This window comes from Vibrio hangzhouensis, assembly GCF_900107935.1.
GTDB classification, from domain to species: domain Bacteria; phylum Pseudomonadota; class Gammaproteobacteria; order Enterobacterales; family Vibrionaceae; genus Vibrio; species Vibrio hangzhouensis.
The window spans coordinates 179134-194867 of the sequence record NZ_FNVG01000001.1; the positions used below are offsets into that span (position 1 = coordinate 179134).

16 protein-coding genes are annotated in these 15734 nt (G+C 48.8%); 6 read left to right on the forward strand and 10 right to left on the reverse strand.

The features are described from left to right. Nucleotides 1-34: 34 nt before the first annotated feature. The 5 genes from C4S60_RS00785 (at nt 35) to C4S60_RS00805 (ending at nt 4979) form a co-directional block, all read left to right on the forward strand. Complete coding sequence (locus C4S60_RS00785) at nt 35-958, forward strand: LysR family transcriptional regulator (protein WP_103878411.1); 924 nt, start codon at nt 35-37, stop codon at nt 956-958. Nucleotides 959-983: 25 nt separating this feature from the next. Then, nucleotides 984-1367: an SMU1112c/YaeR family gloxylase I-like metalloprotein gene (gloA2, locus tag C4S60_RS00790; protein ID WP_103878412.1), complete on the forward strand. Its 384-nt coding sequence runs from the start codon at nt 984-986 to the stop codon at nt 1365-1367. Nucleotides 1368-1736: 369 nt separating this feature from the next. Beyond that, entirely contained in the window at nt 1737-2831 is a 1095-nt protein-coding gene (gene pdhA / locus C4S60_RS00795) for a pyruvate dehydrogenase (acetyl-transferring) E1 component subunit alpha (protein WP_103878413.1), read from the forward strand. Beyond that, nucleotides 2824-3834, forward strand: a complete 1011-nt coding sequence (locus C4S60_RS00800; protein WP_103878414.1) for an alpha-ketoacid dehydrogenase subunit beta — start codon at nt 2824-2826, stop codon at nt 3832-3834. The genes pdhA and C4S60_RS00800 overlap by 8 nt, the downstream gene beginning before the upstream one ends. Continuing rightward, nucleotides 3831-4979, forward strand: a complete 1149-nt coding sequence (locus C4S60_RS00805) for a dihydrolipoamide acetyltransferase family protein (protein ID WP_167390945.1) — start codon at nt 3831-3833, stop codon at nt 4977-4979. Before C4S60_RS00800 ends, C4S60_RS00805 begins: the two co-directional genes overlap by 4 nt. A gap of 27 nt (nt 4980-5006) precedes the next feature. Here C4S60_RS00805 and C4S60_RS00810 read toward each other — a convergent pair whose 3' ends face one another. From C4S60_RS00810 to C4S60_RS00825, 4 genes are all read right to left on the reverse strand, one after another. Further along, entirely contained in the window at nt 5007-5375 is a 369-nt protein-coding gene (locus C4S60_RS00810) for an MmcQ/YjbR family DNA-binding protein (RefSeq protein WP_103878416.1), read from the reverse strand. 36 nt (nt 5376-5411) lie between these two features. Then, on the reverse strand, nt 5412-5768 hold the full coding sequence (locus C4S60_RS00815; RefSeq protein ID WP_103878417.1) for a YbbD-related protein: 357 nt from the start codon (nt 5766-5768) through the stop codon (nt 5412-5414). A 96-nt stretch (nt 5769-5864) separates the two neighbouring features. Continuing rightward, the gene (locus C4S60_RS00820; RefSeq protein WP_103878418.1) at nt 5865-6806 is read right to left on the reverse strand and encodes an electron transfer flavoprotein subunit alpha/FixB family protein; all 942 of its coding nucleotides are present in this window, start codon (nt 6804-6806) and stop codon (nt 5865-5867) included. Between the two features lie 34 nt (nt 6807-6840). Next, the gene (locus C4S60_RS00825; RefSeq protein WP_103878419.1) at nt 6841-7590 is read right to left on the reverse strand and encodes an electron transfer flavoprotein subunit beta/FixA family protein; all 750 of its coding nucleotides are present in this window, start codon (nt 7588-7590) and stop codon (nt 6841-6843) included. A 150-nt stretch (nt 7591-7740) separates the two neighbouring features. Between C4S60_RS00825 and C4S60_RS00830 the strand changes: the two genes are divergently transcribed. Beyond that, entirely contained in the window at nt 7741-9408 is a 1668-nt protein-coding gene (locus C4S60_RS00830) for an electron transfer flavoprotein-ubiquinone oxidoreductase (RefSeq protein WP_208623226.1), read from the forward strand. Between the two features lie 15 nt (nt 9409-9423). Here the strand turns inward: C4S60_RS00830 and C4S60_RS00835 are convergent, their stop codons facing one another. Genes C4S60_RS00835 through C4S60_RS00860 form a run of 6 tightly spaced genes read right to left on the reverse strand, consistent with a single transcriptional unit; the run spans nt 9424 to nt 15733 of the window. Continuing rightward, nucleotides 9424-10182 carry an SDR family oxidoreductase gene (locus tag C4S60_RS00835; protein WP_103878421.1) on the reverse strand — a complete coding sequence of 253 codons (759 nt, stop codon included), beginning with the start codon at nt 10180-10182 and terminating at the stop codon, nt 9424-9426. Next, entirely contained in the window at nt 10183-11061 is an 879-nt protein-coding gene (gene mmsB / locus C4S60_RS00840) for a 3-hydroxyisobutyrate dehydrogenase (RefSeq protein WP_244182991.1), read from the reverse strand. 59 nt (nt 11062-11120) lie between these two features. After that, the gene (locus tag C4S60_RS00845; RefSeq protein WP_103878423.1) at nt 11121-12251 is read right to left on the reverse strand and encodes an enoyl-CoA hydratase/isomerase family protein; all 1131 of its coding nucleotides are present in this window, start codon (nt 12249-12251) and stop codon (nt 11121-11123) included. A 9-nt stretch (nt 12252-12260) separates the two neighbouring features. Then, nucleotides 12261-13043, reverse strand: a complete 783-nt coding sequence (locus C4S60_RS00850) for an enoyl-CoA hydratase (protein WP_103878424.1) — start codon at nt 13041-13043, stop codon at nt 12261-12263. Nucleotides 13044-13067: 24 nt separating this feature from the next. Further along, complete coding sequence (locus tag C4S60_RS00855; RefSeq protein ID WP_103878425.1) at nt 13068-14222, reverse strand: acyl-CoA dehydrogenase family protein; 1155 nt, start codon at nt 14220-14222, stop codon at nt 13068-13070. Between the two features lie 17 nt (nt 14223-14239). Next, nucleotides 14240-15733 (reverse strand): CoA-acylating methylmalonate-semialdehyde dehydrogenase, encoded by a 1494-nt coding sequence (locus tag C4S60_RS00860; RefSeq protein ID WP_103878426.1) that lies wholly within the window; start codon nt 15731-15733, stop codon nt 14240-14242. Nucleotide 15734 lies beyond the last annotated feature (1 nt).

Below are 15734 nucleotides of genomic sequence, written 5' to 3' on the forward strand. Positions count from 1 at the left end.
ATGGAAAACCATTAGTGAATCTGAGGCAACAATTGTGTTTAATCACAAATTAATTAGCTTGTTACCGGATCTGGCGTCTTACATTCTGGTAGTCAATGAGGGCAGTTTTACTGCCGCAGCCAAAAAGCTCGGTGTCACACCATCGGCACTCTCTAAAACCATCACTCGGTTAGAAAGTGCCCTTTCTGTTAAACTGTTTGAACGCACAACTCGTAAACTGGTGATCACTCAGGCAGGACGGAAAGTGTATGACCAGAGTGTATTGATGATTAATGCTGCCCAGCAAGCCGTCGATGTCTCTCACTCTGACCATACCGAACCTAGCGGTTCTATCACCGTTGCGGCTCCTGAAGCATTTCTCAACTCGGTCTTGCAACCTTTTATTGCCCCTTTTTTGCAGCAGTATCCAGAGATACAACTCAAGGTGCGCGCCATAGACGGGGATTTTGATCTGTTGAATATGGGAATTGATGTGGCTTTTAAACTGACTGATAAACCCGATGAGAATCTGGTCATGAAAGAGCTGGGACCGACCAATCTGGTTCTTTGCGCCAGCCCTGACTATATCAATGATAACGGTTTGCCCGCTTTTCCTGAAGAACTACAACGACATGACTGCCTCTATCTGGCAGAAACCGACCGGGACAATGTATGGGATTTTTTTAAAGATGATGAATTCCACACCGTTAAAGTATCTGGTCGTTATGCCATTAACCACTCACAGATGCGCCTGCACGGAGTCAAACAAGGATTAGGGATTGGGATCTTCCACGACTTTGTGATTAAGGAAGCTATTAATGAAGGCAGTGTTGTGGCAGTGCTCTCAGACTGGACCATTAAGAGCAATTACCATGGGGCCATTGCATTGCAGTACGCCCAAACCAAATATATGCCTGCAAGGCTACGAGTCTTCATCGATTACGTCACCAGGGAATTACCAGCCAAACTGTCAAACTAGTCCCTAGCTAATGGAATTAAAAACTATGTTAAAAGGCACCCACCATATCGCCATCATCTGCTCCGATTATCCGACGTCAAAGCGGTTTTATACCCAGACACTCGGATTGACTGTGATCGCTGAAAACTACCGTTCCCAAAGAGATTCATACAAACTTGACCTCGCCTTGCCTGATGGGACTCAAATAGAACTGTTCTCTTTTCCTGATGCGCCAGCCAGGCCGAGCTTTCCAGAGGCTCAAGGATTAAGGCACCTTGCATTCAATGTTGACGATATTGAACGAGCCGTTACAACACTGACTGACAAGGGCGTGGCGGTAGAACCAATCCGCACGGATGAATACACCGGCAAACGTTACACTTTTTTTCAGGACCCGGATGGACTACCTCTGGAACTTTATGAAGAATAGTAGTCAGGAGCACAGTTTCATTAGCCCCTCCCCCGCACCCGAGCCGTCTGTAACCAAGTTAGTCAACCTCAGACACTGCAACGCTGTTGTTTAAATAAACAGCAGCATGTTTCAGCCGACCTCAAGACCATCGCTCACATTTAGCATACTTATCTGAAAATTAAAAATCAGACGAAACTTTTATCCATTCAAATCTGGCTGTAAGGTTTTATTTACTAATTAGTCATTTGTCATATCTAGCAAAATTTAACATTTTATTTACACTTATAGTATCCAGACGTATTCGTCAGCTGCCTGTCACTGAACTGAATAGCGAAAGGCAGCTCGTACCACCCACTCCTACCCAGAGTCGGTGTAAAGGAGTTCGAGATGAACGTACAAGCATTACCCATGCACCGTTTTATCGACTACCAAGGCAAGTTAGTTAGCCCGCTACCCGACTGGGCCGATAACCAGACCTTACTGCAGCTTTATCGCGACATGGTAGTCGCCAGAACATACGATGCCAAAGCGGTCGCTTTACAGCGAACCGGTAAACTCGGCACATACCCTTCTCATATGGGGGCGGAAGCCATCGGTATCGCCATTGGGCACGCGCTTAGCTCCAGAGATGTGTTTGTTCCCTATTATCGGGATATGCCAGCTATGTGGGTTCGGGGTATTCCAATGGAAAAAAACCTTCAATACTGGGGCGGTGACGAGCGTGGTAGTGACTTCGCCTTCACAACGAGTGATAACCCCTGCCGCGATCTCCCTTTCTGCGTCCCAATAGCGACTCAATGCACCCATGCTGTGGGCGTCGCATCGGCATTAAAGATACAGGGAAATCATCAAGTCGCACTGGTGACCTGTGGCGATGGTGCAACTTCCAAAGGTGATTTTCTCGAATCCCTGAACTGTGCCGGTGCCTGGAACATACCTTTGGTGTTTGTCGTTAACAATAACCAATGGGCCATCTCCGTGCCCCGAGCACTACAATGCGGCGCTGACTACCTCGCTGACAAGGCAAAAGGCGCAGGTATTCCGGGTATCACAGTCGATGGCAACGACGTTATCGCAATGCTGGATGTTCTTACTAATGCCATCGGTAGTGCTAGGAAAGGCAAAGGGGCTACATTAGTAGAAGCTATCAGCTATCGACTCAGCGACCATACAACCGCTGATGATGCCAGTCGCTATCGCAGTGATGAGGAATTGAAACAAGCATGGGAATATGAACCCATCGCCCGCCTAAATACCTATCTTATGTCTCAGGGTTTATGGTCTGAAGACAAAGAACATGCACTTATTGACGAAGCTAAGGCCCTAGTAGAACAGGCTGTCACACGTTATTTGAACACGCCTCCTCAACCACCAGAGTCTGCTTTCGACTATCTTTATGAACAGCCTACAAAAGAGTTACACCGGCAACGAGATGAACTGATTCATAAGACAATGCGTATGCAGGGAGGTAAGCATGGGTAATCTCAACACCTCCGTAAATGTAACCGAAGCGACGCTGGTCGAAGCGGTCAATTTCGCCCTGCATTATGAAATGGCCAACGATCCAAGCGTCGTTCTGCTAGGCGAAGATGTGGGCGACAACGGAGGGGTATTCCGCGCTACCGTTGGGCTCAAAGAAAAATTTGGTCTGCGTCGAGTGATCGATACCCCGCTGGCAGAAGCCCTTATTGGCGGAGTGGCTGTTGGTATGGCAACACAAGGCTTACGACCAGTCGCTGAATTCCAGTTCCAGGGTTTTGTCTTTCCTGCGATGGAGCATCTTATTTGTCACGCAGCGCGAATGCGAAATCGCACCCGGGGAAGACTGACCTGCCCTGCCGTGTTCAGAGCGCCGTTTGGCGGCGGGATCCATGCTCCAGAGCACCATTCAGAAAGTGTTGAGGCGATGTTTGCCCACATACCCGGTCTGCGCGTTGTCATCCCGTCGTCACCTCAAAGAGCTTATGGGTTACTACTAGCGGCCATTCGTTGCAATGATCCGGTGATGTTCTTTGAACCCAAACGCATCTACCGCACAGTCAAATCGAACATAATCGACAACGGAGAGGCACTGCCGCTGGACACCTGCTACACATTACGTAAAGGGCGTGATGTTACGTTAGTGACCTGGGGAGCGTGTGTCATAGAATCACTACAAGCAGCTGCTACGCTATCAGAACAAGGGATTGAGGCAGAAGTGATCGACCTCGCCAGCATCAAACCTATTGATATGGACACCATATTTAAATCTCTGGAGAAAACAGGACGTTTACTGGTGGTACATGAAGCCAGCCGAAGTTGTGGTGTGGGCGCTGAAATCATTACCCGAACATCAGAACACGCAATGTGTTTGCTCAAGGCACCACCGAAGCGTGTCACCGGTCTCGATACCGTGATGCCCTATTATAAAAACGAAGATTATTTCTTAATTCAGGAAGAAGACATTGTTCTCGCCGCGCGCGACATTGTGGAGGGCTGGAAATGAAATCATTTTTACTGCCAGATTTAGGGGAAGGGCTCGCAGAATCAGAGATCGTGCAATGGCACGTTGACGTGGGTGACAAGGTGGAAGTCGACCAGGTGATTTTAACCGTTGAAACGGCAAAAGCCGTTGTCGAAGTGCCTGCTCCTTATAGCGGAAAAATCATCAGCAGGCATGGCGACGAAGGCGATGTTATTAATATCGGTAGCCTTTTAGTAGAAATAGAAGAAGCAGTGACCGAAACCTCGACGGCCAATCAAACCCAAGGCAGCGAGGATGCTGCCACTGTCGTTGGTAGTGTGTCCAGTCAGACGCATCATGTAGACGTGGACGATTTCTGGGTTGGCCCTTCGCATCACTCCGGCAACACAAAGCCTGTCACAGCGATGCCTTCTGCCCGCCTGCTAGCTAAAAAGTTGGGCGTGGACTTGCTGCGCGTTAAAGGCAGTGGACATGATGGTGTTATTACTGACAGCGACATCTACAATGAAGTTGGAAAACAGACCCCTGGGACGGAAGTGCTTAAAGGGGCTAGACGTACGATGGTGGGTACCATGTCGGAATCCCATCATAATGTGGCTTCGGTTACCATTACTGAAGAAGCACTGCTCTCTCAGTGGAGTAAAGATGAAGATATCTCTGGTCGATTAATCACTGCAGTTGTTCATGCCTGTAAGCAGGAGCCCGCTCTCAATGCCTGGTTTGATGCCGATACAATGACACGCTGTGTCCATTCTAATGTAAATATTGGGATAGCGGTTGATAGTAGTCACGGGCTATATGTACCGGTACTCAGAGATGCCGACAAATATGATCAAGCCGGAATGCGCAAATGGCTTAACGAAACCGTTGCCGGGATCCGGGCACGTCGAATTGGGCGAGAGCAGCTGCAACACGCCACCATTACCCTCTCTAACTTTGGCGCCATCGCCGGGATATTTGCAACTCCAGTGGTCTCACCACCACAAGTGGCCATCGTTGGTGCCGGTCGCATCATTGACAAAGTCATATTGGAAGATGGCGTGGCTAAATCGGTGAAGGCACTGCCTCTTTCCATCACATTCGACCATCGGGCCTGCACCGGGGGCGAAGCCGCCAGATTTGTTAAAGTTCTGGTGCAGCACCTGCAGAGGCCACAGGCTCAATAATTGGCATACGACCGATTAGAGCAGGGGCTAATCTTCAATATCGATGCCCAATTCTGCTCTTTTGGTGCGGCTCAAACCTAAAGCTACGATTCGGTAGGACTGTGACAGATAATATTTGAGGTCATCGTCTAATGGCCCTGAGGTATCTACCTGCTGAATCCATTTCATCCCGCGGGTGGCAAAATACGGAGCCGGGCGATAGCCTTCACAGTCACGAAGAAAATCAAAATTCAGAGGAGATGTCTTAAAGGTATAGGCTGGCCCCGAATCCTCGCTCCACCCTCCGATTGCAAATACCTTTCCACCCACCTTCCAGACATGTGCATTCCCCCATTGAATAACATGTGAGGTTGCAGGGAAAGACGCGCAGAACTGATTGAAGGTGTCGTAATCCATAAACTAATTTCCAAAATACAGCTATGTAACAATGAGTTAAAAGTCCGCCTGCCGAAGGGTATACTCGATAGTCCCGTCGTCCGACACAATAAATGTCCATTGGCTACCATCTTCAATAAAAACGAACTGATCGACCTTATCTGTAGGCTTCAGCCGTTGTTTGAATGTCTGAAGATCGTTGACGGATATCTTGAAATGGCCTGTAGCGGTATTCAAATCAAAGTCGTTGGATACCGTAATTGATCGGGTCGAAACAGGCAGAATATCCGGCATCCAACCCCGTTCAAACAGCCGATCCTGTTTTGCTTGTTTCAGAGTATCATAGTCGCTGGTTACAACGTCCAAACAGGCCGTTAAAACAATCAAAACCGACAATAAATACGTGTTGTTCATCAAGGCACCAGAAGAGAAACTTTTATACCCCTACTATTCTGGATCCCATTTTTCCCTTTTTCAATCAACTATTTGTATAAATTTCTTCTCAATTTATCAGGGTAGTTTGTCAATCAGTTCAGGCATCACTTCAAACAAATCACCGACCAGACCATAGTCAGCTACCTGAAAGATAGGCGCGTCGGGGTCACTGTTAATGGCAACGATAACCTTGGAGTCTTTCATCCCCGCCATATGTTGAATTGCCCCTGAAATGCCTACTGCTATGTAAAGCTCTGGGGCGACTATCTTACCCGTTTGCCCAACTTGCAGATCATTGGACACAAACCCTGCATCTACCGCCGCTCTTGATGCGCCAATAGCACCACCAAGTTTATCCGCGAGCTTCTCTACCATGGCAAAATTTTCTTTACTTCCCAGCCCTCGGCCACCAGACACAACGACACGCGCGGCGGAAAGCTCCGGACGTTCACTTTTGTTTTTTTGAGTCGAGACGTATTTTGATAGTGCGTTGTTGACCGACTCTTTCATTTCAATCACTTCGGCAACCTTCCCGCAGTCGGTCTCACCGCACTCAAACGCCGAACTGCGTATCGTCATGACCTTATGCAGATCAGTAGTCGTCACCGTGGCCAGGGCATTCCCCGCATAGATAGGACGAATCACCGTATCTGTCGAAACAATCTGTATAACATCGGATAATTGTCCCACATCGAGCAAAGCCGCGACCCGAGGCAAAAGATTTTTCCCAAACGTGCTGGCTGGTGCGAGGATATGGCTAAAATCTTTCGCCAATCTCAACACCAAAGGAGCGCAGCTTTCTGCAAGTAAATGAGCAAATTGTTCGTTTTCTGCTATCAACACCTTCGAAACGTATTGCGCCTTAGCGAGGGTGTCAGCAACGTTGTGGCAAGCTGACCCCATGACCAGAACAGCAACGTCGTCCCCGAGACAGCTTGCAGCACTGAGCGTTTTGTATGTATCTAAGCTCACCTTTTCGTTATCATGTTCAGCAATGACCAGAATTCGTGTGTCCATAGCCTTCCCCCTTGATTCAGTCAAATCATGCTACCTAAAGCACGTTAGCTTTATTTCGCAACTTGTCGATCAGGTCATCCACAGACGATACTATTTCACCCGATTCCCGTTTGGGTGGCGCTGTCACCTCAACAACCTGTTGTCTCGGCTGCAGATCGACATTAAAGCTCTCCGCTTCTAATATATCTAACGGCTTGCGCTTGGCTTTCATAATATTGGGTAACGAGGCGTACCGCGGCTCGTTGAGCCGAAGATCCGTGCTTACAATAGCAGGTAACGACAATTCCAGTGTTTCCAAACCGCCATCGATTTCCCTTGTCACTTGTGCAGTGCCGTCTTCGATAACCAGTTGAGAGGTAAACGTACCCTGTGGTGTATCGGTCAACGCCGCCACCATTTGAGCTACCTGGTTGTTATCACTGTCAATCGCCTGCTTTCCTAGAAGCACTAACTGAGGCTGTTCTTTCTCCATCAGCGCTGCAAGTACCTTAGCAACGACCAGTGGTTCCAGTGTTGTAGGGCCGTTGACATGAATGGCTCTGTCAGCACCCAGAGCCAGTGCGCTACGTAAAGTTTCCTGAACCGAGTTATCGCCAATACTGACCACAACGACTTCTTCGGCAACTCCGGATTCCTTAAGTCGAATCGCCTCTTCCACAGCGATTTCACAAAATGGATTCATAGACATCTTTACGTTGTTGGTCTCCACACCGCTTCCATCGCTTTTTACCCGTACTTTGACATAAGGATCGATCACTCGTTTGATTGCTACCAAAACCTTCATAGCCTCTCCTTTTTTTACTCGCCAAACTGGTCACTGCCCTAATTATTGAGCTTAGTAAAGTTTACGTTTACGTCAACTGCACATTCGTTATTGCACTATAGTTAAACCAATACTATTAAATCGTAATAAACGGACAATGAGGTGGGCAGCGTGGAAAGAGAATGCATGGAGTTTGATGTAGTCATCGTAGGAGCTGGTCCTGCAGGGCTATCTGCAGCAATTCGTTTGGCTCAACTTGCAGAGCAGCAGCATACTACCCTGACGATTTGTGTCATTGAGAAAGGTGCCGAAATTGGTGCCCATATCCTATCCGGTGCGGTGTTTGAAACTCGCGCTCTTGATGAACTAATTCCCGACTGGCAACAGCTAGGAGCCCCTGTCAACAACCCAGTAACCGAGGACCAATTTCTCTATCTCACCACCCTATATAACCACATAAAAATACCCGATTTTTTGACGCCGAGTTGCCTCAAAAACAGCGAGAATAACCATGCAATCAGCCTCGGCAACTTATGTCGCTGGTTGGCGCAGCAGGCCGAACAATCAGGCATCGAAGTGTTTCCTGGCTTTGCGGCATCCAGTATTCTCTATGACGCTGAGGGTGCTGTTTGTGGCGTCTGCACATCGGATATGGGCCTGGATAAACAGGGCAACAAAAAGGCAAACTTTGAGCCGGGTATTGAACTTAAAGCCAAGTACACCGTTTTTGCAGAGGGAGCACGTGGAAATTTGGGCAACGAGTTGTTCTCTCGATTCAAACTGGATGCAGATCGCCAGCCACAGCACTACGCACTAGGCTTCAAAGAAATATGGCAATTGCCCGCTACGCAGGCATATTACTCAGCGGGGACGGTGATACACGGTGTGGGCTGGCCATTGCATCTGTCTGACACTACCGGAGGGAGTTTTGTTTACCATCTGGAAAATAATCAGATCGCGGTAGGACTGATCGTTGACTTGAATTATGCCAACCCCAACCTGAGTCCGTTTGATGAGTTTCAACGCTTCAAACACCACCCTGCTATCAGTCGTTATCTTGAGTTCGGCGAGCGCATCGCTTTTGGTGCCCGGGCCATTGCCAAGGGCGGCCTGCGATCTCTGCCAAAACAGCAGTTCCCCGGAGGCCTGCTGATTGGCTGTGATGCCGGGACGCTCAACATGGGAAAAATCAAAGGCAGTCATACTGCAATGAAATCCGGAATGTTGGCCGCTGAGTCAATATTCGAACAACTTTGTGCCGTCACCCCTGACAAAGAAGCGGATTATCAATTCCATTTTGAGAAATCCTGGCTGTTTGATGAGTTGCAGCAAACTCGGAATTTTGGTGCTAACCTTCACCGATTTGGTGAACCTCTCGGCGGTTTACTCAATACCGTCGAACAAAACTGGTGGCCCAAATTGTTCAGACGGCCTGTACCTTGGGATGTGACCGATATCAGAGAAGACCGAGATAGTCTGGTATACAAAGAACATGCGAAACCCATTTGCTATCCCAAACCTGATGGGGAAATCAGTTTTGACAAACCGTCGTCTGTGTACCTGTCAGGTACACAACACGAAGAGGATCAACCCTGCCACCTGCATATTCTCTATCCTAATCTGGTCCTGGAATCTCATCTACCTGATTACGATGAGCCCAGCCAACGATACTGCCCAGCCGGTGTCTATGAAATAGTGGAATTAGAAGGAAAAAAACAGCTGCAAATCAACGCTGCCAACTGCCTGCATTGCAAGACCTGTGACATCAAAGATCCGTCTGCCAATATTAAATGGACCCCGCCAGAAGGTGGCGGGGGTCCAAATTATCGTGAAATGTGAGGGTTAGCGTGGGTGCTAAATAACCAAACCACCATCGACTTCAATCACACGGCCATTAACGTATTCGTTCTCTAGAATGAAGCGAACCGTGTGGGCGATTTCCAATGGATCCGCCATACGACGCACCGGCACCATGTTTTCCAGCCTCTCGCGAGCTTCTGGCTTCATCTGCGCCGTCATTGACGTCTCAACAACACCGGGAGCGATAGCGGCGGCGCGAATCCCATAACGCGCCAACTCTTTACCCCACACAGAGGCCATCGTCGCGACAGCGGCTTTCGAGGCGGCATAATTTGTCTGCCCCATGTTACCCGCTCTGGATACGCTTGAAATATTGATGATCACACCTCTGGAGTCGGTTTCTATCATTTTTACTGCAGCTTCACGGCCACACAGAAACGTACCGGTCAGGTTGACATCAATCACCGCATTGAACTGCTCCAATGACATTTTGCTGATTTCACCGTCTTTAGATTTGACTAACAGGCCATCCCGAAGGATCCCTGCATTGTTAATCAATCCATTTAACACACCAAAATCAGTGACAATGTCACTAAATACTCGTTCCACCTCCTGTTCATTGGTGACATTAACCTTATAAATTTGCGCTTTTACCCCTAATGCTTCGCAGAGCTCTTTGGTCTCCGTCAAAGCCACTTCATTGACATCGAGCAATGCCAGACTCACTCCCTGCTTAGCCAGGCTAGTCGCCATAGTTTGGCCGAGTCCCTGACCAGCGCCGGTAATGGCGATAACGCTCTGTTCAAGTTGCATCTAAGTTTCCCTCTTACTTACAGAAAAATATTCAAACAGACTGGAGAAATCTAACTCTGCATTTCCATTGCGATTATGAAACGCATAAAGATTGCGGGCTAACGAACCCATTGGGACTGAAGACTGGCTATTTGCCGCCACCTCAAGCCCTAACCCCAGGTCTTTCGACATTAACTTACACATAAAGCCCGGAGCATATTGGTGGCTCGCTGGTGCGTGCTCCATTACTCCCGGGCAAGGGTTATATAGTTCCAAAACCCAATTTCTGCCAGAACTCTGAAGCATAATATTTGAGAGTACCTCAGGATTGAGACCATTATCGACACCCAGACTGAGCGCTTCACAGGTCCCGGACATCACCACGCCGAGCAGCAAATTATTGCAAATCTTGGCCATTTGCCCATCGCCCGCCTTACCTGCGTGAAAAATGTTTTTCCCCATATGACAAAGCGCCGATTCTGCCATCTGGAACCCACTTTCCGTCCCACCGACAATAAAGGTCAAAGTGCCCGCTTTAGCACCTGCTACGCCGCCCGATACCGGAGCATCAACAAATTCAAGACCCTTTTTGTGAGCTTCGGAGGCAACTAGACGCGCAGAGTCAGGATCGATCGTAGAGGAGTCAATAAGAAATGTCTGCTCTGAGACTAGATTGATGATGCCCTTGCCGCCGTTGTGATCGCCCAAATACACGGCACGAACGTGTTCGCCGGCTGGTAACATGGTAATGACAATATCAACGTCAGTAACCGCCTCTTGAAGGCTAAGGCTGACGTTTGCTCCCAATTTGCCCAGAGGCTCAGCCAACTGTGGGAGTAAATCAAACACGTTTACAGTCACACCTGCTTTGAGCAGGTTCCCGACCATAGGTGCCCCCATATTGCCTAATCCAATAAAGGCAACTTTTGATTTTGAACCTTGATTCACAGCGACTCTCCTTAGTAATGCCCCAATGACGCTAATGGGTGTTCATCATCACGCCATAACGAAGTGAACATTTCATCAATAACTGCGGTATCCACCTGTTCAACAGATTGAAAACGCCAGTTCGGATTACCGTCTTTATCCACCAAACGTGAGCGGACGCCTTCCTGAAACTCACCAAGCAATACACTTCGAAGTGCTAATATGAGTTCGAGGCGGAAGACGTCCGCGAGTGACAAGTGAGCATAGTTATGGATTTGACGGAAGCAGATGTGCGCGGTGACGGCACTTCCTTGTGACAGGTTTTGCTTAGCCATTTGCAACCATTTTTCGTTACCCGGTAACGCCAAAATGTTACCAACTACATCATTAACGCTGTCCGCATCGCAGGCTTGATAGATGTCGGTCAACCGATCCGCCAATTGAGGTTGAGGTTTCTGGTCTCCAACGTGCTGCTCGAGGTCGGTCAGGCACTCAGAAACGAACTCGTAACTGTCCTCCACACTATCCCAGTCTGCATGTTGGAGTTGCTTTAGCAGGCTTGGCTGCTCCTGATTAAGAACAAGATGATCGGCAAGATGAATGTCCATTGCGTCTGAAGCATTCAGCATCACGCCAGTCAATCCTAAAAAAAGCCCCAGCCTTTGCTCTAAGTGATTCAAGAAGTATGTCGCCCCGACATCGGGAAATAAACCAATACTGATTTCTGGCATTGCAAGACGAGAATTGGGGGTCACAATTTTATGGCTGGCGCCCATAAAAAGCCCCATTCCGCCACCCATAACGATCCCTTCGCCCCATGCGATGATAGGCTTGCAATAAGTATGGATGAGATAGTCACACTGATACTCAACGCTGAAAAACGCCTCACAGTACGCTTTAGCGTCTTCCATCGGAGAGTGCTTCATCACGTCGTGCATAGCCCGGACATCTCCACCAGCACAAAACGCTTTCTCTCCAGCGCCATCCAGCAGTACACAGACGACATTGTCGTCTTCGTGCCATTTGGCTAACTGGTCGTTAAGGAGCACCAACATATTATGAGTCAAAGCGTTGAGCGACGTTGGATTGTCTAATGTCGCTACCGCTATGATATAATCACCGTTGTCGCATTTTAGTTCTTCAAAACTTACCGTATCGGACATGGTTCTCTCCTACCCGTTTTTCCAGTTCGGCGGTCTTTTTTCTAAAAATGCATTGACCCCCTCTTTTTGATCTTCAGTATCAAACAGCCGAATAAACAGCTCGCGCTCTTTGACCAACCCATGAGAAATAAAGTGGCTTCGTGTGTTCTGGATAAGCGTTTTGCATGCGGAAACAGAGCATGGTGACTGATAAGCCACTTGTTCGGCCAACGCAATGGCACAATTTAGCGCCTGACCTTTGTCGACCACTTCTTCCACCAATCTAATTTGCAACGCTCTGTCCGCCGATACCTGTTCACCGCACAAAATGATACGCTTAGCCCAACCTTCTCCGACCAATGCGGTCAAATTCTGTGTGCCTCCTGCACAGGGCAACAAGCCTACTTTGGCTTCTGGCAATGCCATTACCGCCTGTGCTTCCGCAATGCGAATGTCACAGGCCAGTGCCACTTCCAGCCCTCCTCCCATGGCATAACCATTGATTGCAGCGATTGAAACGCCCCTAAAAGCAGACAGCGCTTCGAACGCTTCGCCAAATATGCGCGACATGGTACATGCGCTTTCTTTATCACCACCAGCAAACACCTTAAGATCGGCCCCAGCAGAGAAAAACTTCTCTCCCTGACCGGTGATCACCAGAGCATAAACTTCTTTATTTGCACTGAGCGTCGACACCAACTCCCTAAGTGCCGTTAAACTGTCTAACGTCCAGGTATTGGCTGGTGGGTTGCAAATCGTAATCACAGCAACGTGATTATTGATGCTATGCTGAATCAAATCACAATCAGACATCGAGTCTCCTCCATGTAACCATCACTACTCAATCGTGCGACTGTCGCTCAGAACACGACGGGCGATAATCAATCGCATTATTTCATTGGTACCTTCTAAAATTTGATGAACTCTCACATCACGAAAATGCCGCTCTATAGAGTACTCTTTGATATAGCCATACCCACCAAACAGTTGCAGCACCTGGTCGCAGACCTTAAATCCAACGTCCGTTGCAAATCTCTTAGCCATGGCACAATAGGTCGATGCATCACTATGACCGGCATCGAGCTTAAACGCCGCCAGCCGTACCATTTGCCGTGCCGCTACCAATTCTGTTGCCATATCAGCCACTTTAAATTGTAGTGCCTGAAACTGATCGAGTGTCCGACCAAACTGTTTTCTTTCTGTCAGGTATTGGGTCGCCTGATTCAACGCATGTTGTGCCGTCCCCACCGAACAGGAGGCGATGTTGACTCGTCCGCCATCAAGGCCTTTCATTGCCAGAACAAACCCCTGTCCTTCGGCCCCAAGTAGATTTGCAGCAGGAACCCGAACATTGTCAAAAGTGATGGCCCGAGTTGGCTGACTGTTCCACCCCAACTTCGGTTCCTTACGGCCATAACTGATTCCCTCGGCGTCTGCAGGCACAACGAAGGCAGAGATACCTTTCGGCCCGCTTTCTCCGGTTCTTGCCATCACAACCAGTACCTCAGTCTCACCAGCACCAGAGATAAAGGCTTTTGCGCCATTCAGAAAATAGTCACCACCTTGCTTAGTCGCACTCGTCGTCAGGGACGCCGCATCGGATCCCGCGTTTGGCTCAGTCAAACAGTAGGAACCAAGCCACTCTCCCGTGGTGAGCTTAGGGCAATACGCCTGCCTGACCAATTCACTGCCAAAACTGGCCACCATCCACGTCACCATGTTGTGAATCGTCATAAAAGCAGTAGTGGAGGTGCATCCCTCACTAAGGCGTTCAAACACAATTGACGCATCGAGGCGGCTCAACTCTAATCCACCCTGCGCTTCGGGAGCATACAGAGACATCAACCCCAACTCCCCGGCTTGTCTTAGCTCTGATTTAGGAAAAAGGCACTCTTCATCCCAGCGCGCTGCATTTGGGGCGAGTTGTTCATCAGCAAATTGTTTCGCTGTCTCTGCGAAAGCACGTTGTTCCTCATTGAGTTCAAAATCCATGGCAGCATCCCCCACTGTTAGCGCAAGTGAATGGTCAGGTTTGGTCCGTCTGGAATATCATCGTCAAACCATCGAGCCGTTACGGTCTTCGTTTCGGTATAGAACTTAACGGCTTGTTTACCATAGGCATGCAGGTCTCCATAAAAGCTCCCGCGCCATCCTGTAAATGAGAAAAACGGTAAAGGCACTGGGATCGGAACATTTATGCCTACCTGCCCGACCATAACTTCGTGCTGATACTTGCGTGCAGCAGCACCACTGGCGGTGAAAATAGAGGTGCCGTTCCCATAGGGGTTGCTGTTAACTAATGACAGAGCCTCTTCCAGAGTCTCTACTTCCATACAAACTAAAACGGGTCCGAAAATCTCTTCCTTGTATATGGACATGTCCCGGGTTACACCTCTGAATAGTGTTGGTCCAACCCAGTTTCCATCGGGCAAACCGGACACATGGCACTCACTACCGTCAAGCAAACACTCTGCGCCTTCCGCTTGCCCCTGTTGAATCAACGTCAGAACTCTCTGCTTGGCTGTTGCACTAATCAAAGGACCGTAGGCCGCGTTGTCATCGTCCCAAGCGCCTGGATTCACTTTCGACATCGCATTGGCCAATTCGGGGATCCATTGATTTGAAGTGCCCACAAACACAGCGACTGAAATGGCCATACATCGCTGACCCGCAGCCCCCACCGACGATCCCACCAAATGGTTGATGACCTGCTCTCTATTCGCATCTGGCATCACCACCATGTGGTTTTTTGCACCTGCAAACGCCTGTACCCGTTTATGGTGAGCAGTGCCTGTCTGATAGATATACTGAGCAGTAGGTACTGAACCTACGAACGACACTGCTTTAATTTCTGGATGAGCAAGCAGGTAATCTACTTGCTCCTTCCCGCCGTGAATGACCTGAAGGACACCTTCGGGCGCACCCGCTTGCTGGAATAGTTCAGCCAGTCGAATAGCCGTCAACGGTACTTGCTCAGACGGCTTCAGTACAAAACTGTTGCCTGCCGCAATAGCAATGGGGAACATCCAGAGTGGGATCATGGCCGGAAAATTAAATGGCGTGATACCGCAGCAAACACCAAGAGGCTGCACAATGGAGTAGCCGTCAATATCCGTTGCGACATTTTCAACCGTTTCACCCATCATGTTACTGGCAATGTTGGCCGCTTGCTCAACAACCTCTATCCCCCTCCACACATCGCCCTTAGCATCAGCAATGGTTTTGCCCGTCTCCGTAGACAACAACTGAGCAATCGCATCGTGCTGTTCTTTCAACAACTGCTGATAGCGCAACATCAACCTGGCACGCTCCGAAACGGCTACTTCTTTCCACTGTTTTTGCGCAATCAGCGCTTGTGACACGGCATGTTCCATTTCACTTTCCGTGCTCAATGGAAGTTTAGCGATAACTTTATTGTCGGCTGGGTTGGTAACCTCCAGCCACTCGGTAGATTCTGACTGACGGCATCCACCATTGATAAATAACGGAACGTTATGAGTCATG